This window comes from Bacillus sp. ATD (assembly GCF_050585765.1).
GTDB classification, from domain to species: domain Bacteria; phylum Bacillota; class Bacilli; order Bacillales; family Bacillaceae; genus Bacillus; species Bacillus stercoris.
This window is the reverse complement of the sequence record NZ_JBOBQH010000001.1, coordinates 772,916-798,400: the sequence shown is the minus strand read 5'-3', so window position 1 is coordinate 798,400 and position 25,485 is coordinate 772,916. Positions and strand designations below refer to the sequence as shown.

General features: G+C 42.7%; 27 protein-coding genes. 17 read left to right on the top strand and 10 right to left on the bottom strand.

Annotation, left to right across the window (positions count from 1 at the left end):
- Window positions 1–14: 14 nt before the first annotated feature.
- The gene (gene kapD / locus ACQXR1_RS04025; RefSeq protein ID WP_014665171.1) at window positions 15–632 is read right to left on the bottom strand and encodes a 3'-5' exonuclease KapD; all 618 of its coding nucleotides are present in this window, start codon (window positions 630–632) and stop codon (window positions 15–17) included.
- Between the two features lie 75 nt (window positions 633–707).
- Window positions 708–911 (bottom strand): hypothetical protein, encoded by a 204-nt coding sequence (locus ACQXR1_RS04020; protein ID WP_014665172.1) that lies wholly within the window; start codon window positions 909–911, stop codon window positions 708–710.
- Between ACQXR1_RS04020 and ACQXR1_RS04015 the strand changes: the two genes are divergently transcribed.
- The 3 genes from ACQXR1_RS04015 (at window position 814) to ACQXR1_RS04005 (ending at window position 4,423) form a co-directional block, all read left to right on the top strand.
- Window positions 814–2,022, top strand: coding sequence for a multidrug efflux MFS transporter (locus ACQXR1_RS04015; RefSeq protein ID WP_080488053.1), 1,209 nt, complete (start codon window positions 814–816; stop codon window positions 2,020–2,022). The genes ACQXR1_RS04020 and ACQXR1_RS04015 overlap by 98 nt on opposite strands.
- 92 nt (window positions 2,023–2,114) lie before the next feature.
- A complete protein-coding gene (locus ACQXR1_RS04010; RefSeq protein ID WP_080478269.1) occupies window positions 2,115–3,989 on the top strand; it encodes a transglycosylase domain-containing protein in 1,875 nt (624 codons plus the stop codon).
- A gap of 20 nt (window positions 3,990–4,009) precedes the next feature.
- On the top strand, window positions 4,010–4,423 hold the full coding sequence (locus ACQXR1_RS04005; protein WP_003228839.1) for a thiol-disulfide oxidoreductase DCC family protein: 414 nt from the start codon (window positions 4,010–4,012) through the stop codon (window positions 4,421–4,423).
- Window positions 4,424–4,630: 207 nt separating this feature from the next.
- Here the strand turns inward: ACQXR1_RS04005 and ACQXR1_RS04000 are convergent, their stop codons facing one another.
- Entirely contained in the window at window positions 4,631–5,188 is a 558-nt protein-coding gene (locus tag ACQXR1_RS04000; protein WP_003228837.1) for a YufK family protein, read from the bottom strand.
- A gap of 177 nt (window positions 5,189–5,365) precedes the next feature.
- Here ACQXR1_RS04000 and maeL point away from each other — a divergent pair, with 177 nt between their 5' ends.
- The 7 genes from maeL (at window position 5,366) to maeN (ending at window position 14,322) form a co-directional block, all read left to right on the top strand.
- Window positions 5,366–6,967, top strand: a complete 1,602-nt coding sequence (gene maeL / locus ACQXR1_RS03995; RefSeq protein WP_103750151.1) for a two-component system sensor histidine kinase MaeL — start codon at window positions 5,366–5,368, stop codon at window positions 6,965–6,967.
- On the top strand, window positions 6,960–7,667 hold the full coding sequence (gene maeM, locus ACQXR1_RS03990; RefSeq protein ID WP_014477821.1) for a two-component system response regulator MaeM: 708 nt from the start codon (window positions 6,960–6,962) through the stop codon (window positions 7,665–7,667). The genes maeL and maeM overlap by 8 nt, the downstream gene beginning before the upstream one ends.
- Window positions 7,668–8,137: 470 nt before the next feature.
- Window positions 8,138–9,217 carry a guanosine ABC transporter substrate-binding protein NupN gene (nupN, locus tag ACQXR1_RS03985; protein WP_430771761.1) on the top strand — a complete coding sequence of 360 codons (1,080 nt, stop codon included), beginning with the start codon at window positions 8,138–8,140 and terminating at the stop codon, window positions 9,215–9,217.
- Window positions 9,218–9,291: 74 nt separating this feature from the next.
- A complete protein-coding gene (gene nupO / locus ACQXR1_RS03980) occupies window positions 9,292–10,824 on the top strand; it encodes a guanosine ABC transporter ATP-binding protein NupO (protein ID WP_430771760.1) in 1,533 nt (510 codons plus the stop codon).
- Window positions 10,817–11,863, top strand: a complete 1,047-nt coding sequence (gene nupP, locus ACQXR1_RS03975) for a guanosine ABC transporter permease NupP (RefSeq protein ID WP_014665180.1) — start codon at window positions 10,817–10,819, stop codon at window positions 11,861–11,863. Before nupO ends, nupP begins: the two co-directional genes overlap by 8 nt.
- On the top strand, window positions 11,864–12,823 hold the full coding sequence (nupQ, locus tag ACQXR1_RS03970; protein WP_069840238.1) for a guanosine ABC transporter permease NupQ: 960 nt from the start codon (window positions 11,864–11,866) through the stop codon (window positions 12,821–12,823).
- Between the two features lie 152 nt (window positions 12,824–12,975).
- Window positions 12,976–14,322, top strand: a complete 1,347-nt coding sequence (maeN, locus tag ACQXR1_RS03965) for a sodium/malate symporter MaeN (RefSeq protein ID WP_069840239.1) — start codon at window positions 12,976–12,978, stop codon at window positions 14,320–14,322.
- Window positions 14,323–14,356: 34 nt separating this feature from the next.
- Here maeN and ACQXR1_RS03960 read toward each other — a convergent pair whose 3' ends face one another.
- On the bottom strand, window positions 14,357–14,572 hold the full coding sequence (locus ACQXR1_RS03960) for a hypothetical protein (RefSeq protein ID WP_040081973.1): 216 nt from the start codon (window positions 14,570–14,572) through the stop codon (window positions 14,357–14,359).
- Window positions 14,573–14,802: 230 nt separating this feature from the next.
- Here ACQXR1_RS03960 and ACQXR1_RS03955 point away from each other — a divergent pair, with 230 nt between their 5' ends.
- From ACQXR1_RS03955 to mnhG, 7 genes are read left to right on the top strand one after another with little or no spacing between them, the layout of a single operon-like run.
- A complete protein-coding gene (locus ACQXR1_RS03955) occupies window positions 14,803–17,208 on the top strand; it encodes a Na+/H+ antiporter subunit A (protein ID WP_014665184.1) in 2,406 nt (801 codons plus the stop codon).
- Complete coding sequence (locus tag ACQXR1_RS03950) at window positions 17,201–17,632, top strand: Na(+)/H(+) antiporter subunit B (protein WP_014665185.1); 432 nt, start codon at window positions 17,201–17,203, stop codon at window positions 17,630–17,632. Before ACQXR1_RS03955 ends, ACQXR1_RS03950 begins: the two co-directional genes overlap by 8 nt.
- Window positions 17,632–17,973 carry a Na(+)/H(+) antiporter subunit C gene (locus tag ACQXR1_RS03945; protein ID WP_003220730.1) on the top strand — a complete coding sequence of 114 codons (342 nt, stop codon included), beginning with the start codon at window positions 17,632–17,634 and terminating at the stop codon, window positions 17,971–17,973. The genes ACQXR1_RS03950 and ACQXR1_RS03945 overlap by 1 nt, the downstream gene beginning before the upstream one ends.
- Window positions 17,966–19,447: a Na+/H+ antiporter subunit D gene (locus tag ACQXR1_RS03940; protein WP_095431803.1), complete on the top strand. Its 1,482-nt coding sequence runs from the start codon at window positions 17,966–17,968 to the stop codon at window positions 19,445–19,447. The genes ACQXR1_RS03945 and ACQXR1_RS03940 overlap by 8 nt, the downstream gene beginning before the upstream one ends.
- A 5-nt stretch (window positions 19,448–19,452) precedes the next feature.
- Entirely contained in the window at window positions 19,453–19,929 is a 477-nt protein-coding gene (locus ACQXR1_RS03935) for a Na+/H+ antiporter subunit E (protein WP_014665187.1), read from the top strand.
- Window positions 19,929–20,213 (top strand): Na(+)/H(+) antiporter subunit F1, encoded by a 285-nt coding sequence (locus ACQXR1_RS03930; protein WP_003228814.1) that lies wholly within the window; start codon window positions 19,929–19,931, stop codon window positions 20,211–20,213. The genes ACQXR1_RS03935 and ACQXR1_RS03930 overlap by 1 nt, the downstream gene beginning before the upstream one ends.
- A complete protein-coding gene (gene mnhG, locus ACQXR1_RS03925; protein WP_014665188.1) occupies window positions 20,197–20,571 on the top strand; it encodes a monovalent cation/H(+) antiporter subunit G in 375 nt (124 codons plus the stop codon). The genes ACQXR1_RS03930 and mnhG overlap by 17 nt, the downstream gene beginning before the upstream one ends.
- Window positions 20,572–20,609: 38 nt before the next feature.
- Here mnhG and ACQXR1_RS03920 read toward each other — a convergent pair whose 3' ends face one another.
- The 6 genes from ACQXR1_RS03920 to degQ form a co-directional block, all read right to left on the bottom strand.
- Window positions 20,610–20,990, bottom strand: a complete 381-nt coding sequence (locus ACQXR1_RS03920) for a hotdog fold thioesterase (RefSeq protein WP_103030926.1) — start codon at window positions 20,988–20,990, stop codon at window positions 20,610–20,612.
- A gap of 18 nt (window positions 20,991–21,008) precedes the next feature.
- Window positions 21,009–21,653, bottom strand: a complete 645-nt coding sequence (comA, locus tag ACQXR1_RS03915) for a two-component system response regulator ComA (RefSeq protein ID WP_003220716.1) — start codon at window positions 21,651–21,653, stop codon at window positions 21,009–21,011.
- Window positions 21,654–21,733: 80 nt separating this feature from the next.
- Window positions 21,734–24,034, bottom strand: a complete 2,301-nt coding sequence (locus tag ACQXR1_RS03910; RefSeq protein WP_014665190.1) for a histidine kinase — start codon at window positions 24,032–24,034, stop codon at window positions 21,734–21,736.
- Between the two features lie 11 nt (window positions 24,035–24,045).
- The gene (comX, locus tag ACQXR1_RS03905; protein WP_014665191.1) at window positions 24,046–24,210 is read right to left on the bottom strand and encodes a competence pheromone ComX; all 165 of its coding nucleotides are present in this window, start codon (window positions 24,208–24,210) and stop codon (window positions 24,046–24,048) included.
- Window positions 24,211–24,222: 12 nt separating this feature from the next.
- A complete protein-coding gene (locus ACQXR1_RS03900) occupies window positions 24,223–25,083 on the bottom strand; it encodes a polyprenyl synthetase family protein (protein ID WP_014665192.1) in 861 nt (286 codons plus the stop codon).
- A 184-nt stretch (window positions 25,084–25,267) separates the two neighbouring features.
- Window positions 25,268–25,408, bottom strand: a complete 141-nt coding sequence (gene degQ, locus ACQXR1_RS03895; RefSeq protein ID WP_003220708.1) for a degradation enzyme regulation protein DegQ — start codon at window positions 25,406–25,408, stop codon at window positions 25,268–25,270.
- Window positions 25,409–25,485 lie beyond the last annotated feature (77 nt).

The window sequence follows — 25,485 nt, the reverse complement described above, 5'->3', positions numbered from 1 at the left end:
AAAGATTGGGTTTTTTACGTCGCGCGCTTGAACAGTTCGGTTAAATCGATTCTTTCGCCAATTGTGGGCGGTTTTGGCTTTTCGAGATACTGCTTATCCTGCTCAACAAGCTTAAAAAGTTTATATGCTGTGAGAGCATCATCAAGCGCTTTATGATGGGTGCCGGTTCCGGAATCTCCATACTCTTCAGCAGCTTTCCATAAACCCGTCAATGTTCGGTCTCCAAAAAAGTTTTTGTATTCAAGCGATAAATCTCTCATTTCTCCCTTAAACGGGAATGGGATATGGTTAAACATACAGTTTTGCTTCAGCACTTTCATATCCATGTTTCCCCACGTAATAATTGTGCTGTTTTTCTCAGGATCAAGCTCGTTTAGTTTACGGATGAGATCCTCGAATCTTATTCCTTCGTCTACCTGTTTTTGGGTGATTTTTAAAAATGTCTTGCAGCGTTTCGTAAGCTTCGGGAACTTTTTCGGTCTCACATAGCTAGAAAACGTCTCAACTACTTCATCATCAATCGACTTTACAATTCCGGCTTCAATGATTTCCGGGAAGAAGTTTTGCGGACTGTACTTTCCGTCGGGCATTGTAAATTCGAAGTCAATAATGAGTAAGCTGTTTGTCGTCACCTTTTTGCACCTGCCTTTCCTCCGATCAGAAAATGCTATCTTTATAGTATATCAATTCCCCTTCTCGACATTTCTTCATTTTCTAAAAATAATGAATTTTCCCAGCCGCTTTGTTTCTTTTAAATTGTGAATCGTTTCTTTATAATTAGTAAGGAACCCGAAATAATAAGAAGGTGATGTTATTTCTACCCGCAAGAAAAACTTTGTCATTGTATGGCTGGCGAACTTTTTTGTTTCCGCTAGCACTACGATGATCGTTCCTTTTCTCTCCTTATACATTGAGTCGCTCAGCTCTTTTTCAAACGGCTTTGTGCAAAGATGGAGCGGCTATGTGTTCGGCATTACATTTCTCATGGCGTTTTTGGTATCCCCGTTTTGGGGACGGTTCGGAGACAAACGCGGATACAAGAAAATCCTTATGGCAACCGGAACAGGCATTGCCCTCAGCATTTTCTTAATGGGCTTTGTTACATCGGTGTACCAATTGTTTTTTCTGCGTATGGCAATGGGTCTTGTAACCGGATTCATCCCGACATCTCTTGCGATGATTTCGGCACAGACTCCGAAGAGCTCAGCCGGCAAAACACTTGGCACGCTGCAAATGGGGCAAGTGTCCGGAAGCTTGTTCGGCCCGCTTTTGGGAGGCATGCTTGCTGATCGTTTCGGCTTTACGTATACCTTTTTTATCACATCCTTTGTAATTTTCTCATCTGTTCTTCTCGTATTATTTGGCGTCAAAGAAAAACCTCTTGCAGAGAAAACAGCCAAACGTACGTCTTACTCGAGAAAAGAAGTGCTCTCCTATATTTTTCACCAGCCGGCGCTGTGGGTCATGATGCTGTTAACCATGCTGATCCAAACTGGCAATTTCAGTATCCAGCCGCTGCTCGCTTTATATGTAAATGAGCTGCACGGGCCTGTCAATCTTGCCTTTTTCTCCGGCATGGCATTTTCAGCAACGGGACTCGGAAGTTTGCTTCTGGCTAGAAAATGGGGTGATCTTGGCGACCGCTACGGCCACCGCCGCATTTTAATCGGACTTTTGCTCGCCGCTTCTTTCTTTTTTATTCCGCAGGCGCTCGCGTCCTCACTCAGCGTTCTCCTTGTTTTCAGATTTTTGTTCGGAATGGCGATGGGCGGTTTGCTGCCATGCATCACGGCAGCGATCCGCGTTCAGGCCCCCGGCAGCATTCAAGGAGAAGTACTCGGCTACAATGTCAGCTTTCGCTTTTTAGGAAACGTGCTCGGGCCTCTTCTCGGCGGAATCATATCGAGCCATTTTACGATTTCGGCCACCTTTTATGTCACAGCGTTTCTCTTTTTCGCCGGCGCCTGTATGCTTTGGATCATGCCGAAACTCCAGAAGGATTCCTACGCCAAAGCAAGCTGATTCCGATAAAAAACTGAGGAATCTTCTAAATTTAACCTTCTCGTAATCTCAAAAGAATGGTACGATATGGCTAGAATTTAGGAGAAAAGAGAGTGACCATGTTACGAAAAATAATCGGATGGATTTTGCTCCTTTGCATAATCCCATTGTTTGCATTTACAGTTATCGCTTCCGGAAAAGAAGTCAAACAAATGAAGTCCCTGGATCAGGTGCTTGATAAAAATATTAATCTGAAAGATATCAGCCTTGTTCAGAACAGCTACATGTATGACAGGGACGGCTCCCTTGTCTCGGAAATCGTCAGCGACCACGAAAACCGCGTGCTCGTTCCATTTGACAAGATTCCCGAGGAAGTCAAACAGATTTTCTTAACGTCTGAGGACAAACATTTTTACGAGCATAAAGGCTTTGACTTTATGGGAATGGTGCGGGCAACTGCTTCTAACGTAAAAGACAAGAAAATTGACCAGGGTGCCAGCACCATTACACAGCAGCTTTCAAGAAACTTGTATTTGAGCCACGAACGCTCCTTCAGCCGCAAGCTGACAGAGCTCGCGTATTCCTATCAGCTTGAGAAAAAGTATACGAAAAATGAAATTCTTGAAGCTTACTTAAATACTATTTATTTCAACAATGGTGTTTACGGCGTCGGTTCAGCGGCTCAATTCTATTTCAGCAAACCGTTGAAATCTCTCACAGTGGGAGAAATGGCTTTTATCTGTGCTATACCTAATAACCCTACATTATATGATCCTCTCAAGCATTTTGACTACACGAAAAGCCGTCAAGAACGTTTGCTTAAAGGGCTAAAAGATGCCGGGGTCATTACAGACAAAGAGCTGAAAAAAGCCGTCAAACAAAAAATCAAACTGGATGTTGAAAAAAGAGAAGACAAATATCCTGACTACGTTTCCTACGTTAACGATGAATTCACTCAGCTGGTGTCTGAATCAGAAGGCTTTGATAAACGCCTTCAAAAAGCGTCAGGAAAACAAAAAGAAAAAATCGAGAATGAGCTGTCCGCAAGAGTCAGCACTCTGATGAAAGACGGCGTGAAAATTTATACTGCACTTAATCCGTACATGCAAAATCAAGTTGTGGCACAAATGAATTCTAAGCTCCCGTATGCGGGCGTGCAGGGCGGAGCGGCTGTGATTAATCACCAGACGCATCAAATCATTGCTCTGTCCGGCGGGAAAAACTATCAAAAATATGATTTTAACCGTGCCTACCAGGCATACAGACAGCCGGGTTCATCCATTAAGCCGCTTCTTGATTACGGCCCTTATATTGAACAGACCGGAGCGACAGCAAGCAGCACCATTGATGCCAGCAAGTTTTGCAGCAAAGATTACTGTCCGCAAAACTACAATAACCGCACGTACGGCACAGTAACGCTTGATACGGCGTTTAAAAATTCTTATAATACACCGGCCATTAGAATGCTCGACCGCGTCGGCATCCAAAAGGCATTCAGTTATATTGAGCCGTATCATTTTGCCAAACTTGTCAACAGCGATTATCTTCTTCCGGCGGCGCTTGGCGGATTTACAAACGGCATGACGCCTCTTGAGATGACAAAGGCTTATACGACATTTGGCAACAGCGGAAGCTATACGCCGAGCCATGCGATTACAAAGGTGACAGACCTTAAAGGAAAAACGCTTTATAAATGGAATGATAAAGCGACTCAAATATTCAGCGTACGCACGAACATGCAGCTGAAAAAACTGATGTCTTCCGTTGTGAAAAGCGGAACAGGGAAAAAAGCATATTTCAATGCGCCTTACATCGGCGGTAAAACCGGTACGTCAAATGATTATCACGATATGTGGTTTGTCGGCCTGACAGATACGTATACAATGGGGGTTTGGGTCGGAAAGGATACACCGACCAGCGTTGAATATCTTCACAGCATCAGCCCTCAGCTTTCCATCTGGAAAGGAACGCTGCAAGCGGCATATTAAAGGATCGGAGGGGATCTCAGGTGACTTCAGAACAAATTCCAAATCGCGTTTTGCTGTTTGACGGCGTCTGCAATTTATGCAATGGCGCCGTGCAATTTATCATCAAACGCGATCCGGACGGATTGATTTCTTTCACATCGCTGCAGTCGGAAACAGGACAAAGCCTGCTGAAAAAAAGCGGGCTTCCGACTGATCGGTTTGACAGCTTTGTCTTTATTGAAGATGGCCAAGTGTACACAAAATCAACTGCAGCCATTAAGGTTTTCAGGCATCTGCGAGGCCCATGGCGGCTCTTCGTCCTGTTTTTCGCCGTGCCGAAGCCTGTCAGAGATATGGTCTATTCTTTCATTGCCAAAAACCGCTATAAGTGGTTTGGCAAAAAAAATGAATGTATGCTCCCCTCCCCTTCTATTAAAAAAAGATTTTTACCATAAAAAAATGGCTAGGAAGCTAGCCATCACAGAGTGTCGACAAAATCCTAAAACGGCTTCGTTTTAGGATTTTGTCATCTTATCAGCGTGAGCGGAGCAGATTGGATGTGATGATTGAGGATTCCAGACGCCGTTTCATTGCGTATAGAGTCTTGATGCTTAGGACTGACCGCGAATGCAAGGGTTTGCCGATACGCAAAAATGGCTAGCTTACACAGGTAAGCTAGCCATTATGCTATTATAAAGCTTGATAAATATGAACAGAATACCGATAACAAAGGTAAACCAAAACAGCAGTTCCAATAGAATGAATCCAACTAATGACATGAGAGAAAGCGTCGAATAAATCCGGTATACGGTAAACACAAAGTAAGCGAGCGTGACGACCGCAAACCAGATCACAATCCAAATGACATTTTGCAAGAGCACAAAGGATAAAATCCCGCCGCCCAAATAAATCATGGAACCCATTCTGAGTTTTTTCAGGTTGTTCCCTTCCGGATCATTAGCAAAAAACAGCAATGACAGCTCAGTCACGGTATTTGCTATCAATTTCAGAGCGGACAGAACCATAAAATATAAAAGTGCAAAGGCAGCAAATAACGCAAGCCTGATCCCTTTCTCTGAAAAATAATCGAGCATTCCATCGTACATTCCAAATGAAGACAGCATCTTCAACGCATAAAGTGAAGTTGAGATGGATAAGGACGAACTAAAAAGCAGGATCGCAATCAGCGGAAAATATCCTGTCAAATAAGTATTTTTCATATAAAAAAGTCCCTTTCTATAATCTACCTCATTTATTATGGAGGACTTAAAACACATTGACAAGATAAATTATTCCATTTTTTCTCCTTTTTACGAATTACGGTCCCAAATCTTCACAAAGCAGCATTTTGAGAGTAAAGTAGTACGCAGGAATCATAAAACGTAAGGAAGTTTTATATGAAAAAAACATTAAAACTGCAAACCAGACTCACCATATTTGTTTGTATCGTTGTATTAATCGCATTGCTCATTACATTTTTCACAGTCGGTGCCCAAACGACCAAACGGATTAGAGACCAGGAAAAGGCCACTGCGCTGCAGACTGCTGAAATGGTAGCAGAAGCGCCGATGACAGCCGCTGCTTTAGAAAGCGGAAAAAAACAAAAGGAACTGCAGAGCTACACAAAGCGGGTTCAGAAAATCACCGGCACGGAATTTGTTGTCGTCATGGATATGAACGGTATTCGCAAAACCCATCCTGACCCGAGCAAAATCGGAAAAAAATTCAGGGGCGGCGATGAATCCGAGGTTTTAAATGGGCATGTCCATATCAGCACAGCCTCTGGTACGCTCGGGAAATCGCAGAGAGCGTTCGTCCCTGTCTACGCGGAGAATGGAAAACAGGTCGGTGCAGTCGCGGTCGGCATCACCGTAAATGAAATTGATGAAGTGATCAGCCATAGCTTACGGCCGCTTTACTTCATTATCTGCGTCAGCATCTTCGTCGGTGTAATCGGAGCTGTTATCGTCGCCCGTACGGTAAAAAATATCATGTACGGACTTGAACCTTATGAAATTGCGACTCTCCTTGAAGAACGGAGCGCGATGCTGGAATCGACGAAGGAAGGAATACTCGCTGTCGATGAACACGGCAAAATCAAACTTGCCAACGCGGAAGCAAAGCGCCTATTCGTCAAAATGGGCATCAACACAAATCCCATTGATCAGGATGTAGATGACATATTGCCGAAAAGCCGCTTGAAAAAGGTTATTGAGACAAAAAAACCCCTTCAAGACAGAGACGTCCGCATTAACGGGTTGGAGCTTGTGTTTAATGAAGTTCCTATCCAGCTGAAAGGACAAACTGTCGGAGCGATTGCGACATTCCGAGACAAGACCGAGGTAAAACATTTAGCTGAACAGCTATCAGGTGTTAAAATGTATGCAAACGCACTGAGAGCGCAGTCTCACGAATTTATGAACAAACTGCATGTGATATTAGGTCTCGTCCAGCTGAAAGAGTATGATGATCTTGGAGATTATATTAAAGATATAGCCATACAGCAAAAATCAGAAACAAGTGAAATTATAAATGATGTCAAAAGCTCCGTACTGGCCGGTTTTCTGCTCGGAAAGCAAAGCTTCATACGTGAGCAGGGTGCAAATCTTGATATTGAATGCAACGGTGTCATCCCGAACGCGGCAGACCCATCTGTCATCCATGAACTCATTACAATTATCGGAAATCTCATCAACAATGGCCTGGACGCCGTTGCCGATATGCCGAAAAAACAAATCACCATGTCCATGCGCTTTCATAACAGCATACTGGACATTGAAATTACCGATACTGGAGCAGGCATGTCAGAAGAAGACCAAGCCAAAGTATTTGAACAAGGCTATTCAACAAAGGGCAAAAACCGGGGATTCGGCCTTTATTTCACACAGCAAAGCATCGAAAATTTAAAGGGCCAAATGATCCTCACAAGCGAAAAGAATGAAGGAACGACATTCAGTATTCGCATCCCGTACGAACCGAAGGAGGAAAATCATGATTAATGTACTAATAGTTGAAGATGACCCCATGGTGGGTGAATTAAATAAACGATACTTAAGCCAAATAGATGGCTTTCAGCTGAAAGGCATCGCTTCTTCCTTTCAAAGCGCGTTGCATATCTTAGGCGAGCATCATATCGACCTCATTTTGCTTGATATTTATATGCCGGGGAAAAACGGGCTGGAACTGCTGACGGAATTGAGAGCCCAAAATGAAGCGGTTGATGTGATTGTCATCTCAGCGGCCAGCGAGCTTGACGTGATCAAAAAAACACTTCGTTACGGAGCTGTCGATTATTTAATCAAACCGTTTGAATTTGAACGTTTCCAAACGGCTCTGTCTGATTACAGACGAAAACAAAAGGTGTATTCAACCCATCGCAACATGAGTCAAAAAGAACTGGACGCCGAGCTTTTTCAAAAGAAAGAAGCAACAGAAAAAGTACAGCTTCCTAAAGGCCTGACAAAAAGCACGCTGAAGCTGATCTGGTCCAGTATCCAGTCATTTGAAAATGAATCTTTTACGACAGAGGACTTAGCAAAGCACACAGAAATCTCTCAAGTATCCATACGAAAATACTTAAAATTTCTTGAAGATATACAGGTCCTGAATGTAGAAATGGCGTACGGAACGATTGGAAGACCAGTGTTTCAGTACAACGTAAACAACAGTAACCTTAACGGAATAAAACAATATCTATAAAAAAACGCACTGCTTGCTCCGAGCAGTGCGTTTTTTTGTCATATCTCTTGCCAAGACGCTTGATTGTATTGTTGGTAAGTTATACAAAAATAATAAAGGTTTTTCTATTTTTGAGCAAATAATTCTAAAAATATATACTTTTAAAAAAATTGTGCAAATTTCTATTTATTTCTTATAAGTTAAATGATAAATTATGATTGGTTAGTTGATCCCGAAAAACTAAGTCATAAGTCTTACTTCAGAAAAAGATGTCACGGTTTTCCGCCCGGAACGCCTTCCGCATCCTTCTCTTCCCCGCCTTTCGAAGGAAATACTCACACCACGCCTATTCAGGGAAGAATAGAACTGTCTCAGCGCATTCCATTTGTTATTATCAGAAAATTTTATCTATTCTAAGAAATTGTTCAGGACAGCCCATCACATGACTGGCCGGATCAGCTTTGAACCAAATTTTTCTGGGGGGTTATATCTTGAATAAACGAAAAATCGGATTGGCGATGTCCCTTGTGGTCGCAGCAGGCACCATATTAGGAGCATGCGGAAACAGTGAAAAAAGCAGCGGCTCCGGCGAAGGCAAAAACAAATTTAGTGTAGCGATGGTTACTGACGTAGGCGGAGTGGATGACAAATCCTTCAACCAATCGGCCTGGGAAGGCATCCAAGCCTTCGGGAAAGAAAACGGTCTGAAAAAAGGAAAAAACGGTTATGACTACCTTCAATCCAAATCTGATGCAGACTATACAACGAACTTAAATAAATTGGCACGTGAAAATTTTGACTTGATTTACGGCGTCGGCTACTTAATGGAGGATTCAATCAGTGAAATTGCTGATCAGCGCAAAAATACAAACTTTGCGATTATAGATGCTGTTGTCGATAAAGACAACGTCGCAAGTATTACGTTTAAAGAACAGGAAGGCTCCTTTCTCGTCGGAGTGGCCGCAGCCCTATCAAGCAAATCAGGAAAAATCGGCTTTGTAGGCGGCATGGAATCAGAGTTAATCAAAAAATTCGAGGTCGGCTTCCGTGCCGGTGTGAAGGCTGTAAGCCCTAAAGCCATTGTGGAAGTGAAATATGCAGGGGGTTTCGATAAAGCCGATGTCGGCAAAGCAACCGCCGAAAGCATGTATAAATCAGGTGTAGATGTTATTTATCACTCAGCAGGAGCCACCGGCACAGGTGTCTTTACTGAAGCGAAAAACCTGAAAAAAGAAGATCCAAAACGCAATGTCTGGGTCATCGGTGTTGATAAAGACCAATATGCAGAAGGCCAGGTAGAAGGAACTGATGATAATGTCACCCTCACTTCCATGGTTAAAAAAGTAGATACAGCGGTTGAAGATTTAACGAAAAAAGCGAGCGACGGAAAGTTCCCGGGTGGCAAAACACTTACCTACGGGCTTGATCAAGACGGAGTCGGCATTTCTCCATCTAAACAAAATCTATCGGATGATGTGATCAAAGAGGTCGATAAATGGAAGAAAAAAATCATCGATGGGTTGGAAGTCCCGGCAACTGAGAAAGAGCTGAAAACCTTCAAAGCTGAATAAGAATTGCAGGGATAAGGAGGTCGAGCCCTTATCCCTTGTTTTTCTTTTATTTTGAATAAAGGAGCGGTCAATCAATGGAATATGTCATTGAAATGCTCAATATCCGCAAAGAGTTTCCTGGTATCGTCGCCAATGACAATATCAATCTTCAAGTCAAAAAAGGTGAAATACACGCGCTGCTCGGTGAAAACGGAGCGGGGAAATCAACATTGATGAATGTCCTTTTCGGGCTATATCAGCCGGAGCGGGGTGACATTCGGGTGCGCGGCGAGAAGGTGCACATCAACAGTCCGAACAAAGCGAATGACCTTGGTATTGGAATGGTGCACCAGCACTTTATGCTTGTTGACACCTTTACAGTTGCTGAAAATATTATTCTCGGGAAAGAGCCAAAAAAGTTTGGCAGAATTGACCGGAAGCGTGCAGTCCAAGAGGTACAGGACATTTCCGATCGATACGGCCTGCAGATCCATCCAGAAGCAAAAGTAGCTGACATATCAGTCGGTATGCAGCAGCGCGCAGAAATATTAAAAACCCTCTACCGCGGTGCCGACATTCTCATTTTTGATGAACCGACGGCTGTTTTGACGCCTCATGAAATCAAGGAACTGATGCAAATTATGAAGAACCTGGTCAATGAAGGGAAGTCTATCATCTTAATCACCCATAAGCTGAAAGAGATTATGGAGATTTGTAACCGCGTTACGATTATCCGCAAAGGAAAAGGCATCAAAACCCTTGATGTCCGTGATACAAACCAAGACGAACTCGCCAGTCTAATGGTTGGCCGCGAGATATCGTTCAAAACCGAAAAGAAAGCTGCTCAGCCGGGAGTGGAAGTGCTTGCGATTGACGGCATCACTGTAAAGGATACCCGCGGATTTGAGATGGTCAGGAATTTGTCGCTTTCTGTCAAAGCTGGAGAAATACTCGGCATAGCCGGCGTCGACGGAAACGGGCAATCGGAGCTGATTGAAGCGATAACAGGACTCCGCAAAACAGATTCAGGAACCATCACCTTAAACGGAAAACAGATCCAAAACCTGACGCCAAGAAAAATCACTGAATCCGGAATCGGGCATATTCCTCAGGATCGCCATAAACACGGTCTCGTCCTTGATTTTCCAATCGGAGAGAATATCGTGCTGCAAAGCTATTACAAAAAGCCGTATTCAGCATTGGGCGTTTTACATAAAGGCGAAATGTACAAAAAAGCGCGCAGCCTGATCAGCGAGTACGATGTCAGAACGCCGGATGAATACACACACGCGCGGGCATTGTCAGGCGGAAACCAGCAGAAAGCGATTATCGGGCGGGAAGTAGACCGAAATCCTGATTTATTAATCGCCGCCCAGCCGACTCGAGGCCTTGATGTCGGAGCCATTGAATTTGTCCATAAAAAGCTCATTGAACAGCGTGATGCCGGGAAAGCCGTTCTTCTCCTCTCGTTTGAGCTTGAAGAAATTATGAATCTCAGTGACAGAATCGCCGTTATTTTTGAAGGACGCATTATCGCCAGTGTCAATCCGCAGGACACCACCGAACAGGAGCTAGGTCTCTTGATGGCAGGAAGCACGCAAAAGGAAGCGGGGAAAGCAAATGGTTAAACGACTCTCTCATTTACTCGTGCCGCTCATCGCAATCATTCTCGGTCTTGCAGCCGGAGCGCTGATTATGCTTGCGAGCGGCTACAGTGTGATCAGCGGATATTCAGCTTTGTGGAATGGGATATTCGGAGAAATCTATTATGTCGGTGAAACCATCCGGCAAATTACGCCTTATATCTTATCCGGATTGGCTGTCGCCTTTGCATTCAGAACCGGACTCTTTAATATCGGTGTGGAGGGCCAGCTGCTCGTCGGCTGGACAGCAGCTGTTTGGGTCGGTACGGCGTTTGACGGACCAGCATATATCCACTTGCCGCTCGCACTGCTTACAGCGGCAGCTGCAGGAGGATTATGGGGTTTTATTCCCGGCGTTTTGAAAGCGCGCTTCTATGTTCATGAAGTCATTGTCACCATTATGATGAATTATATCGCACTGCATATGACCAATTACATCATTTCAAACGTCTTGACAGATCATCAAGATAAGACGGGAAAAATTCAAGAATCCGCCTCCCTCCGCTCTCCGATTCTTGAACAGATCACCGATTACTCACGGCTGCATTTTGGAATCATCGTTGCCCTTCTCGCAGCAGTTATCATGTGGTTTATCATCAACAAAACAACAAAGGGATTTGAGCTCCGGGCCGTCGGGTTTAACCAGCACGCTTCCCAGTATGCCGGCATGAGCGTGCGAAAGAATATCATGACCTCCATGCTTATCTCCGGTGCTTTTGCAGGACTTGCCGGAGCTATGGAAGGCCTGGGAACATTCGAATACGCAGCAGTGAAAGGCGCATTTACCGGCGTAGGCTTTGATGGTATCGCGGTCGCTCTTCTCGGGGGAAACACAGCCATCGGCGTTGTACTGGCAGCATGCCTGCTTGGCGGGCTGAAAATCGGCGCGTTAAATATGCCGATTGAATCAGGCGTCCCATCAGAGGTTGTCGACATTGTGATTGCCATTATTATTCTGTTTGTGGCTTCAAGCTATGCGATTCGTTTTGTCATGGGCAAATTGAAGAAAAAGGGGGCGAATTAAGTGGACTTTGTGCAGATTTTATCTATCATTGTCCCAGCCACACTCGTTTATGCGGCCCCGCTTATTTTAACTGCTCTCGGCGGCGTGTTCTCCGAGAGATCAGGTGTTGTGAATATCGGTCTAGAAGGCCTCATGATTATCGGGGCGTTCACCAGCGTGTTATTTAATTTATTTTTAGGCCAGGAATTAGGTGCCTCCGCACCATGGCTTTCACTCCTCGCCGCCATGGCAGCAGGCGTACTGTTCTCACTGATTCACGCGGCAGCGGCGATTTCATTTCGCGCCGACCAGACAGTCAGCGGTGTCGCCATTAACATGCTGGCGCTTGGGGCAACTTTATTTATCGTCAAGCTGATCTACGGCAAAGCGCAGACAGACAAAATCCCAGAGCCTTTTTATAAGACAAAAATTCCTGGCTTGGGCGATATCCCTGTTTTGGGAAAGATCTTCTTTTCGGATGTTTATTATACGTCTATTCTTGCAATAGCACTTGCCTTTCTTTCTTGGTTTATCTTGTTTAAAACGCCGTTCGGCCTCCGTATCCGTTCTGTCGGAGAGCATCCGATGGCAGCCGATACGATGGGAATCAACGTATATAAAATGCGCTATATCGGCGTGATGATCAGCGGATTGTTTGGAGGTCTCGGCGGCGGCGTATATGCTTCTACGATTGCGCTTGATTTTACGCACTCTACCATCTCCGGACAAGGCTTTATCGCACTGGCAGCGCTTGTATTTGGAAAATGGCATCCGATTGGAGCGCTGGGGGCCGCCCTGTTTTTCGGATTCGCCCAAAGCTTAAGCATCATTGGATCGCTGCTCCCTCTTTTTAAAGACATACCAAATGTGTATATGCTGATGGCCCCTTATGTCTTAACAATCCTCGCTTTAACCGGCTTTATCGGGCGGGCAGATGCGCCAAAAGCCAATGGTGTGCCTTATATTAAAGGAAAAAGATAAAACATTCTCCCCTGGGAAGATGCTTCTCAGGGTTTTTTCTAATTCAAAAGACCCCCTTAATTTAATTGTTTATTGGTTTTTTAACTTAAAAAAATATGAAGTGTTAACGCTTTCTTGTAGACTGTAACAAACAATACATGGGGGTGTATGACATGGGAGCAATTCCAAAAACGGGGACAATTTCACCTGAGCAAAAAGACCCACAGGGGAAAAACCTGTTTCAAAAAATCTGGGCTTGGGAAATCGGTGTGATTCCTCTGCCATTATACACAGTATTAGCTGTTATTATTATTCTTGCAGCCTATTACAATGAGCTGCCGGCAAATATGCTTGGCGGGTTTGCCATCATCATGATTCTTGGTGTATTTCTTGGAGACATAGGCCAACGTATACCGATATTGAAGGATATTGGCGGCCCTGCTATCTTATCTTTATTTGTTCCTTCATTTTTAGTCTTTTACAATGTACTGAATTCAACATCTTTAGACGCTGTAACCAACTTGATGAAAACGTCTAATTTCCTTTATTTCTATATCGCTTGCCTTGTAGTGGGAAGTATCCTCGGTATGAATCGAATTGTTTTAATACAGGGGTTTATCAGAATGTTCGTTCCACTGGTTGCAGGAACGATCGCGGCCGTTGCAGCCGGCATTCTTGTCGGATTTATTTTTGGCTACAGTGCTTATGATTCCTTTTTCTTTGTGGTTGTCCCGATTATTGCCGGGGGAATAGGTGAAGGAATTTTGCCGCTTTCAATCGCCTATTCACAAATACTGGGCTCATCCGCTGATGTGTTTGTGTCTCAGCTGGTCCCAGCCGCTATTATAGGAAACGTTTTTGCTATCATATGTGCAGCCTTAATGAAAAAGCTTGGCGATAAGCGTCCAGATCTTAATGGGAACGGACGCCTCGTAAAATCTAAAAAAGCAAATGAGATTTTTAATCAAAAAGAAGCCGAAGCAAAAATTGATTTCAAACTCATGGGAGCTGGAGTTCTGCTCGCGTGTACATTCTTTATTTTCGGCGGGTTATTGGAGAAGTTCATCTTCATTCCAGGCGCGATCTTAATGATTATTTCAGCTGCGGCTGTCAAGTATGCGAATATTCTTCCGAAAAAAATGGAAGAAGGCGCTTACCAGCTTTATAAGTTTATTTCTTCAAGCTTTACATGGCCGCTCATGGTCGGTCTCGGCATCCTCTTTATTCCGTTGGATGACGTGGCGTCTGTGATTTCTATTCCGTTTGTCATCATTTGTATATCAGTTGTAATCGCGATGATTAGTTCTGGATATTTTGTGGGCAAGCTGATGAACATGTACCCGGTTGAATCCGCAATCGTTACCTGCTGCCACAGCGGTCTCGGCGGAACGGGTGATGTTGCCATTTTATCAGCATCAGGAAGAATGGGCCTTATGCCGTTTGCCCAAATTTCAACACGTCTCGGCGGTGCAGGCACAGTGATTTGCGCGACAGTGCTGCTTCGTTTTTTCACTTCATAAACAGAAAGAGTTCCGTTTTATACGGAACTCTTTTTTATCTATTTACAATCCGAATATACTCTCGCGGACCAAACGGCAGATCCTTTGATTCCGTCTCACTCATTCTGGCTGACAGGTGATGCTCCAGTAAATACAGCTCCCACTCATCACGAGCAGCCACACCGCTGCGCCCGTCATATTGATTCAACATGAATGCCCCTGTAAATACTGAGCAGAATAAACCTGAGCACATCACTATTTTTCTCTTCACATGACCAGCTCCTTACATTCAGCTTGATCAGGAATGATTTTAAATATACAAATAACCTCTTTTTTGTTAGACTTATTTTGAGGTCAAAAGAACTCATAAAAATCAATTTCAGCAGTTCGAAGCGTGGCAGCTTGCAGAAAAGTGCGATATAATTTGGACTAGGTCGTTTGACCGTATATTTCATACATAGCGCATTTTTCAATTGAGAACGAGAAAAAGGAGGTCTTACTTTGCAGCTCTTACATTTTGCTATTTTATCGCCTTTTTTATTTGCTTTTATCATTCCATTCTTGGCAAAATACGCAAAAAGAGTGCATACGGGCTGGTTTGTGTTAGTCCTGCCCGTCTTGCTGTTTATATACTTTCTCCCCATGATCAGGATGACACAATCTGGAGAAACACTTCGGTCGGTATTAGAGTGGATTCCTTCACTCGGCATTAATTTTACCGTTTATATAGACGGCCTCGGGTTATTATTCGCCTTGCTGATCACAGGCATCGGCTCTTTGGTCACTCTTTACAGTATTTTTTATTTATCGAAAGAAAAAGAACAGCTTGGGCCCTTTTATGTCTACTTATTGATGTTTATGGGCGCCATGCTCGGCGTTGTTCTTGTAGACAATGTCATGGTTCTCTACATGTTCTGGGAGCTTACAAGCCTTTCATCCTTTTTGCTGATCGGCTATTGGTATAAGCGAGAAAAGTCGCGCTACGGCGCCGCCAAATCACTTTTGATTACGGTCAGCGGCGGGCTGTGCATGCTTGGCGGATTTATTCTCCTTTATTTGATAACGGATTCCTTCAGTATTAGAGAGATGATTCATCAGGTTCAATTAATTGCCGGTCACGATTTGTTTATCCCGGCTATGATTCTCATTTTATTAGGTGCATTTACGAAATCCGCGCAATTTCCTTTTTACATCTGGCTCCCTGATGCGATGGAAGCTCCGACGCCTGTCAGCGCTTATCTCCATTCAGCCACTATGGTAAAAGCCGGCATTTATGTAATTGCGAGATTCAGTCCAATTTTCGCCTTTTCAGCCCAATGGTTTTGGATCGTATCCCTCGTCGGGCTCTTTACGATGGTTTGGGGCTCATTCCATGCCGTGAAACAAACTGATTTAAAATCGATTTTGGCATTTTCAACCGTCAGCCAGCTCGGTATGATCATCTCTATGCTCGGAGCCAGCGCTGCAGCCCTTCATTACGGCCATACAGAATATTATACAGTTGCCGCCATGGCTGCCATTTTCCATTTAATCAACCATGCTACCTTTAAAGGAAGCTTGTTTATGGCAGTCGGGATTATCGATCACGAAACAGGCACACGGGATATCCGAAAGCTAGGCGGCCTGATGGCGATTATGCCGATTACGTTTACCATTTCTTTAATCGGAACATTTTCAATGGCCGGACTTCCGCCGTTTAACGGATTCTTGAGTAAAGAAATGTTTTTCACAAGCATGCTTCGCGTAGCACATTTTGATCTGTTCAACGTGCAGACATGGGGCATTCTGTTCCCTGTTCTCGCCTGGATCGGAAGTGTATTTACGTTTATCTACAGCATGAAATTGCTGTTTAAAACATTCAGAGGAAATTACCAGCCTGAGCAGCTTGAAAAACCGGCTCACGAAGCGCCTGTCGGCATGCTCGTATCGCCGGTCATTCTTGTCGCTTTGGCTGTCAGTCTCTTCTTTTTCCCAAATATCTTGTCGTACAGCCTGATAGAGCCTGCGATGAACTCAATCTATCCGACACTGCTGGACGGCCATGAGAAATTCCACGTTCACATTTCACAGTGGCATGGGGTTACAACGGAATTGCTCATGACTGCGGGTATTGTTGTGATCGGAACAATCGGTTATTTATCGCTGAATAAGTGGAAGGGAATCTATAAACTGTTTCCTTCAAAACTCACACTCAACCGGTTATACGATAAGCTTTTGACTCTGATGGAGAAAGGCTCTTATCGGGTCACAAAACAATATATGACCGGGTTTTTAAGGGATTACTTGCTGTATATTTTCGCTGGTTTCATCATTCTGATGGGCGGAGCTTTTGTCATCAAAGGCGGATTTTCCTTTACAACAGAAGGCATGGCTAAAATCGGCGTATACGAAATCATTTTGACGCTTGTCATGATCAGCGCCACAGTGGCGACTGTTTTTGCCAGGTCAAGACTGACGGCGATCATTTCACTTGGTGTTGTCGGTTATGCGCTTGCATTGTTTTTTGTCATTTTCAGAGCGCCGGACTTGGCATTGACTCAGCTTGTCATTGAAACGATTTCTGTGGCACTGTTTCTGCTTTGCTTCTATCATTTGCCGAAACTGAGATTGAAAACAAAAACGAGAACGTTCCGGATGACGAATTTTATCATTTCTTTAGGAGTCGGGACGATCGTTACTCTGCTCGGCATCGCATCCTCAAGCCAGCGGACAAAAGACAGCATTGCATCCTTCTTTGTAAAACACAGCCACGATCTCGGCGGAGGGGACAATGTCGTCAATGTCATCCTCGTTGATTTCAGGGGATTTGATACAATGTTTGAAATTACGGTATTAACAATAGCCGCTCTCGGCATTTACAGCATGATTAAAACAAAAGTAAAAGAGGAGGGGAAAAGCGGTGAATGAACAAAAAACAAATGACTTAATTCTTCAGACTGCGACAAAACTTGTATCCTTTATCATTTTGCTTTTCTCTTTCTATTTATTTTTATCAGGGCATAACGCGCCCGGAGGAGGCTTTGTCGGCGGACTGATCACGTCCTCTTCCATCGTTCTATTGCTCCTGGCATATGATTTAAAAACCGTGCGCTCCCTTTTGCCGGTTAATTTCATTTATGTCGCGGGAGCCGGCCTTCTGCTCGCTGTATTAACAGGCGTTGGCTCCTTTGTCTTCGGGGCTCCTTTTTTAACCCACACATTCGGATACTTTCAGCTGCCGATCTTTGGGAAAACGGAGCTCGCCACGGCGACGATATTTGATTTAGGCGTTTATCTTGTTGTCGTAGGCATTACGATGACCATTATTCAAACGATTGGAGAGGAAGAATAATGGAAATCTTAATGGCTGTATTAGCCGGTATTATTTTTATGGCTGCTACGTATTTGCTGCTGTCTAAAAGCCTGCTTCGCGTCATTATCGGAACAGCACTGTTAAGCCATGGCGTTCATTTAATGCTTTTGACTATGGGAGGATTAAAGAAAGGCGCCGCTCCGATATTGAGCGAGCATGCCAAATCATTTGTCGATCCGCTTCCGCAAGCCCTGATTTTGACGGCAATTGTCATTTCATTTGGCGTTACATCATTCATCCTGGTCATGGCCTTTCGCGCTTATCAGGAATTGAAATCGGACGATATGGATCAAATGAGGGGAAATGATCAACATGAATAATTTTGTTATTTTGCCAATCCTGATCCCGCTTCTGTCGGCCATTCTGCTGATTTTCATGACAAAAAATCTTATGCTCATGCGGATCTTCAGCACTGCGGCATCGGCTATCGGGATTGTGATCAGCGGCATACTTGTACAGACTGTCTTCACAAAAGGTATCCAAACACTTAGCTTAGGCGGCTGGACAGCACCGTACGGCATTGTGCTCGTCGCAGACCAATTCGCCAGTCTGCTCGTTCTCACAACAGCGGTCATCGGTTTATTGGTTGGGCTTTATTCCTTCCGTTCCGTCGGTGAAAAACGTGAGCGTTCCTTTTATTACTCTGGCGTACAGTTCTTGCTTGCCGGCGTCAGCGGGGCGTTTTTAACAGGCGATTTATTTAATATGTACGTATTTTTTGAGCTTCTGCTTATTGCTTCCTATATGCTGATTGTATTAGGCGGCACAAAAATTCAGCTGCGGGAATCCCTTAAATATATTGTGTTTAATATCGTATCGTCTGCCCTGTTCGTCATAGGTGTCGGGTTTTTATACGCGGTAACAGGCACGTTAAACATGGCGGATCTTAGCGTAAAAATCACTGAATCTGGACAAACCGGGCTGATCACTGTGATTGGTGTCCTGCTGCTTTTGGTATTTGGCATGAAGGGCGGAATCTTCCCCCTCTACTTTTGGCTTCCAGGCTCTTATTACGCGCCTCCGGCGGCAATCTCCGCATTGTTCGGCGCTTTGCTGACAAAAGTCGGATTATATGCGATTACGAGGGTTTTCACATTGATTTTTATTCACGATACAGCCTTTACCCATCAGCTGATGATTTGGCTGGCGGCGCTGACTGTGATTTTTGGTGTAATCGGTTCACTCGCTTATTCAGATGTCATGAAAATTGTGATCTATAACATTATTACCGCTGTCGGCGTGATTTTGTTTGGTGTGGCAGTACACACCCCCGCATCCATTCAAGGCGCCATTTATTATCTGATTCACGATATGCTGATTAAGGGCGCTTTGTTTATGCTGGCGGGCACGCTGATCGCATTGACTGGAACTGCGAGCCTGCATAAAATGGGCGGACTGATCAAACGCTATCCTGTTCTTGGATGGATGTTTTTCATTTCCGCTATTTCTCTTGCTGGCATTCCGCCACTGAGCGGATTTGTCGGCAAATTTAAAATTGCGGAGGGCGGCTTCGCAGAAGGTGAATTTACGATATCCATGCTGATTCTGCTTTCGAGTCTGCTTGTCTTGTACTCTGTGCTGCGGATCTTTATACATGCGTTTTGGGGCGAAGAAAAAGAAACGCCAAAACCAAATCATCGAACAGCTAAAGGGCTTCTTTATCCGGCAGCTATTTTTCTCTTGCTGTCTCTTCTCTTCGGATTGGGTACAGAATGGGTGTCGCCTTACGTTGATCAAGCGGCCGAGACGCTGCTGAATCCGGAAAAATATATTGAAGCTGTTCTGAAGGAGTAGATCGCATGGCATTTCAAATTTTATTAAATGTGTTTCTCGCATTTTGCTGGATGTTCTTAAGCAACAGTCCAAGCGCCGCAGGATTCATTACAGGCTATATTCTGGGAATGCTCTCTCTCTTTTTCTTCCGGCGCTTTTTCACTCGCCAGTTTTATCTATGGAAAATGTTTTCTATCATCAAGCTCTGTTTCATTTTTATAAAGGAACTGTACCTTGCCAATGTCAGCGTGATGAAGTCCGTTTTATCACCAAAAATGAATATCAGACCGGGCATTTTTGCTTTTAAAACTGAACTGACGAAAGATTGGGAAATCACCCTGCTTTCCCTGCTCATTACATTAACGCCGGGAACCTTGGTGATGGATATTTCTGATGACAGAACAATACTTTATATTCATGCAATGGATATCGAGGATGCGGAAAAAGCGATTTTTGATATTCGGGAGTCTTTTGAAAAAGCCATACAGGAGGTGAGCCGCTGATGTTTACGCTGATCCTGCAAATCGCGCTCGGCATTATGGCAGTGTCTACCTTTTTGTATGTCATTCGTGTCATTAAAGGGCCGACTGTGCCCGACCGGGTCGTGGCTCTGGATGCTATCGGCATCAATCTGATCGCGATCACGGCGCTTGTCTCCATTTTGCTGAAAACAAGTGCGTTTTTGGATATTATTTTGCTGCTGGGGATTTTATCATTTATCGGAACAATTGCATTTTCCAAGTTCCTGGAGAAAGGAGAGATTATCGAAAATGATCGAAACCGCTAAGGTCGTTGTGGCTGTATTCATATTGCTTGGCGCTCTTGTATGCCTCATTGCATCATTCGGAGTGCTTCGCCTTCCAGATGTGTTTACACGCTCTCATGCTGCTTCTAAAGGCTCAACATTGGGGGTCAATATGATTCTGCTCGGTGTCTTCTTCTATTTGTGGTTTGTGTCAGGGGAACTCTCCGCAAAAATCCTGCTTGGGATTCTCTTTATCTTTATTACGTCGCCTATCGGCGGACACTTGATCTGCCGTGCTGCGTATAACTCCGGCGTCAAGCTTGATGAGAGAAGTGTACAGGATGACTATAACGGAATCAGAAACTTTGTGATAAAACGAAAAAAGGATTCTTATTTATAAAAATAAGCAGCCGGACAGGCAGAGTTCCGGCTGTTTTTTTATTTCTTGATGACAGCCAGCGTGCATCTGGATATACAGATTAACCTCTCTTGCTCGTCATATATGTTAATATGATAGACAATCGTCGTTCTGCCTACATGAACGGGCTCGGCTACCGCCTTTACCGTTCCTTCCTTAACAGATTTTAAATGGTTGGCGTTAATCTCCAAACCAACACAAGCTTGCGTTGTATGATCAATCAAGTTCTGTGCACCTGCGCTCGCCGCGGTTTCCGCCAGGGCCACTGAAGCGCCTCCATGCAAATATCCGAACGGCTGTACCGTCCGATGATCCACCGGCATGACCGCAACGCATCGTTCAGCAGTGTTTTCAACAATCTCAATACCAAGCGCTTCAAGCAATGTATGCTTCATATCCATCATCTACACCCCCAACATTTAAAGTACACCGTCTGATTTCGCAATCAAAACCGCTTCCGTCCGGGAACCGACATTCAGCTTATTAAAAATCGATGTCAGGCTGTATTCAATGGACCGCTTGCTCAAGTGAAGGGCATCTGCGATTTCTTGGTTTGTAAATCCTTTTTCAACTTCTTGCAGAATCAGGCATTCTCTAGGTGTGAGCACATCTTGTTCTTTTTGAGAGGAAGGAGCCGGCTTTGTTTTTTGCTGAGTCATCAGCTGTTTAAAGTAAGCAAAATCGACTAAAATTTCTCCGTTGAGTACGTGGTATATGTATTGGGTGATCTTTTCTTTAGATTCCGTTTTGCTGATGGCACCGTGCAGACCCGCACGAATCGCTTCCTCAAAATAATCCTCGACCTCATAACCGGTATACACGATAATTTTACAATGAGGATTCTCTTGTAAAATCTGTTTAGAAAGCTCCATCCCATTGACCTCGCCGCCTAAATTCAGATCCATTAAAATGAGATCATATGACGAGAAATCATGCTGCTTGATAAACTGTTCGCTCGGTTCAGGACTGAGACAATCAACAGACAAATTCGAATCCGTTTCCAAAATTGTCTTGGTGCCTTCCATGACAGCCGGATGGTCATCAATCACTAGTATCTTTTTCATGTTTTCCTCCCTTTTACTCACTCTTTTCCATTTTATAAAAAAGACTTGGCCTGTGCCAAGTCGTTTCCGTTATAAATCTATTACAATTCGATTTCAATATCAGCCTTAAAGCCCTTTCCTTCACTCGTTTCAATCCGAAGGCGCCCATCTAAAGCCCTGACTCTCTCCTTAATGCCAGAAAGCCCCATGCTCATGGAATGTTCAGTATTTTTTTCAAGGTCAAACCCTACGCCATCATCCTCATAATGAAGAACAATTTTGTTTTGTATACTGATGAGCATAATCAGCACATCCGTCGCCTGAGAGTGCTTGACCGCATTAGACAGAAACTCTTGAATGATCCGGTATAAATTCAGCTGCGAATCCAGATCAAGGGAAGCCGTAAATCTGCCGGTATTTAAACGGATATGAAACGGAACCCGCTCCTGCTGCTGCGCCACCAGCTTCGACAGCGCCTTCACCAATCCAAGATCATACAGAAGCTGCGGCCTCAGCTCATGACACGTCTCCCTCGTCATCGAAATCACATCTGACATCTGCTCATTCATCTGTACAAGCTTGTCCTGCACTTCTTCACGGCACGGATTGTCATCCTTTTTAAAATCACCCAAAAACAGCTCACACTGGCGTTTTAAGGAAATCAAGTCCTGAAGAACCGAATCGTGGAGATCGCGGGCGAGATCGGAGCGTTGTTTTTCCTCGATCGTGTACATGAGTTTTTTGAGCCATACGGGGTTGGATTCTTGTTGTTTTATTTCTTCTAAATGACTCATCAGTTCTTCAATTTTCATGACGTTTTCGATCGATACGTTTGTATAAAAAGCCAATGTTTTCAGCCAAGAAAGTTCTTCAAGTGTAAGACGGGGCGTATTCATTTTAGATAAACAAAGCATTACAAATGATTTCCCACCGCGTTCACCTATCTTCATGACAAAACCTTTATTAAATTCAACGATTTTCCCTATTTCGGATGTTACTTTTCTAAATTCTTTTTGATAGACTTTTTCAATTGAATTTACGTTCGCATCATCATATAGTTCAATACTTGCGTCAGCTGAAACTTCATATACATGTGCTCGGCTAACAAGAGAGACTTCAAGTATAGTATTTTTCAGTTCTTCAAATACTTGAGTCAAGGAAGTTGAGTCTCTAATCATCTGCGTGAATTTATATATACTGTCTTGATAATTGAATTTTTCCGAGACCCTTTTTAATCTAAATCTGAAATCAAGTACTTCTTTATAATAAAAAACAGCCACCATAATAATATATATCAGAATCGCCAGTCTAAAATAATAGAAATCTCCAGCTGGATTTCCTATTAACTCAAATACCGTAACTAAAATAATTGTGGGCGTTAATGCTAATATTCCATAATATTTTAACCTACTTAAAATAAAATCCACATTATAAATTTTATTTGTCATAAATTGATAAACCAAAGAAAATGGTATTAGGAACATAAATGAAGCAGCTATAAAAGAAGAAATCCCATCAGTGCTTAAGAATACATAAGGTATAATATATAAAAACAAAAACGGCGAAAAAGATAAGATATTAATTATGGTAAGAACTTTTATAATATGTGCTTGTTCAGTATCCTTACTTTTAATTAAAATAGATCCAAAATATACGCTCACGATTATAAATGAAATAAAGAACGAAAGTAAATTTATTTTAGGCACATAATGTCTAAAGAAAAGCTGAGTTCGCAACAATTCAAAAACTAGATTTAGTATTGGAATTGCATATAGTATAAAAACTTTTTTGTTAAATAACACAGTGCCTAGTTCTTTAAAATACTGATACAAGAAAAGAAGATAGTTAAACATTACAGATGTTAAAGTGAATACCATTATACATCTGCTTAACCAATCCCCCTTTGCAGATCCGCCCGCACTTAAGTATGCTAAAGAAGCTGATAACAAGAAAACGATTAAAATCAAAGCAGATAGTAGTTTTTTCGATTCATTTATTTTTAGAATGAAGAAACAACAAAATAGACAGGCTATATAAAATATTAGCGGGATAACAAAAGTAGTAAAATTCCCATCATTCATTAAATCAGGCTTAATTCTAACCTTTTCTCCATCTCTCTCGACGACTATTGAACTCACATGGTTTGAATTATATTTTTGAACTTCAAGAGGACGCTTAACTTTTTGATTATTGATACTTTTGATGACGTCCCCTTTTTGTATGCCTGAGTAATAAGCCGTAGAAAATTCCTCAATATTTGTTATTACGACTTCATTGTCTTGATTTTCGGCTACTGCTGCACCTACTAAAAGTTTACTCGAACTTATATACGTTAAATAAGTTACATAGACTAAACTGACTAAAATCAAAATAATTGAAACTTTGTTGTACCATGCCTTCATTTATTAAAGCCTCACGAAGGAACCCAATTACCGTTTGTATAAATTTGCAGCCCTCTAAAGGCATCAACTATACTTTTCAATTGTTCCTTATCTATATTTAATAAAGAGGCTCTGCCTTCCATGACCTCATCTAAAACTTCTGGATTTTTTACTAAGTATCCGACTATTTCCTGCATATAAATCCTCCTTTATTTTATGATTCCTGTTATTAATTTTTTTATTTTATTCTCTTGCAATTCTAATCTAGCAATTTCTTTCTTTAGTTTTTGTAATGACAAGTGTTTCATTACAAGTAAATATTGCACTACGCCTGCCTCAGTTAATTTTTCTTTTATTTGTTTGGGATTCAATGATAAGAACAACTCAGCATTTTCATACCAACTCAAGATTTCTGCAGAAGCTGCATTAAAACGTTTACTTAAATATAAGTATGCCAATGTGTTTTTCTTCTGAATAAAATCGTTATTTAAATAATATAAACCTTGGTAATCATTCTCAATTTGTGCAATAATCCCAAGTTCATAAGAATAAGAAGCCACGATGGGATGGTATTTGCCTGTTGCCAGCATTACACCCATTACACAAGGCAATGCCGTTAGCGCTCCTGATTTATTTTTGATCATGTCAATACAGGCTTCTTCAGTTTGCGGCGCATTCACAATATCATCATGCTGGCCTTGAATTGATTGTAACGCAAAATTCAATATCTCTTGTGAAAATTCTGGTTCATGACTAGCTTGACACATCACTTGTATACTAAGGGTGTAAAGAGCTGTAACTGCATTTAAAGCGATAGACGAGTCAATCTTCATCCAGACAGCATTTCCATTATCTTGATCCTCTAAGTCATCATAAATATCGAATGAGAGTATAAGCAATTCAATTCCGGCAGCAAGCCATTCGATTGCTTTTTGATCCTGACCGTTAAAAGCTAAATAATGATGAAGTGCCAAATCGGCAAACTCAAAAGTATCCTTAGACTCAATAAAATTCTGAAGATATCGTTCCAAGTCCTGATTCTTTATTTTTTGGCTTACAATCTCCTTCATTTTCTCCTTGATCCGGACAGAATCTAAACATATCTGCTCAATAACGACTTCCCCCCTCCCATTCCATTTTACTAAATGGAACATTTAAAGGACAGCAGGTTTTTCGTTTTTTAACAATCATATAATACTTTATCCATTAATTGTATGGATAGAACGAAAAAAAAGACTTGTTTCCAAGTCTTTTTCACGAAATTTTCATTGCATAATTGTATTTATCGAGTTGATCGATGCTTTTGTTAATGTTTCGTAATGAATCTGTCGTTTCTTTAATATCAAGTTCGAGTCGGAATAACAATTGTTTTACTTCTTCAAGTTTCTTTTCCATCGTTTCCACACTCCTTTTTTTGAAAGATCAATGAATTGTGTATGGTGAACGAGTCCTAGGTATTTGATCTGTTACTA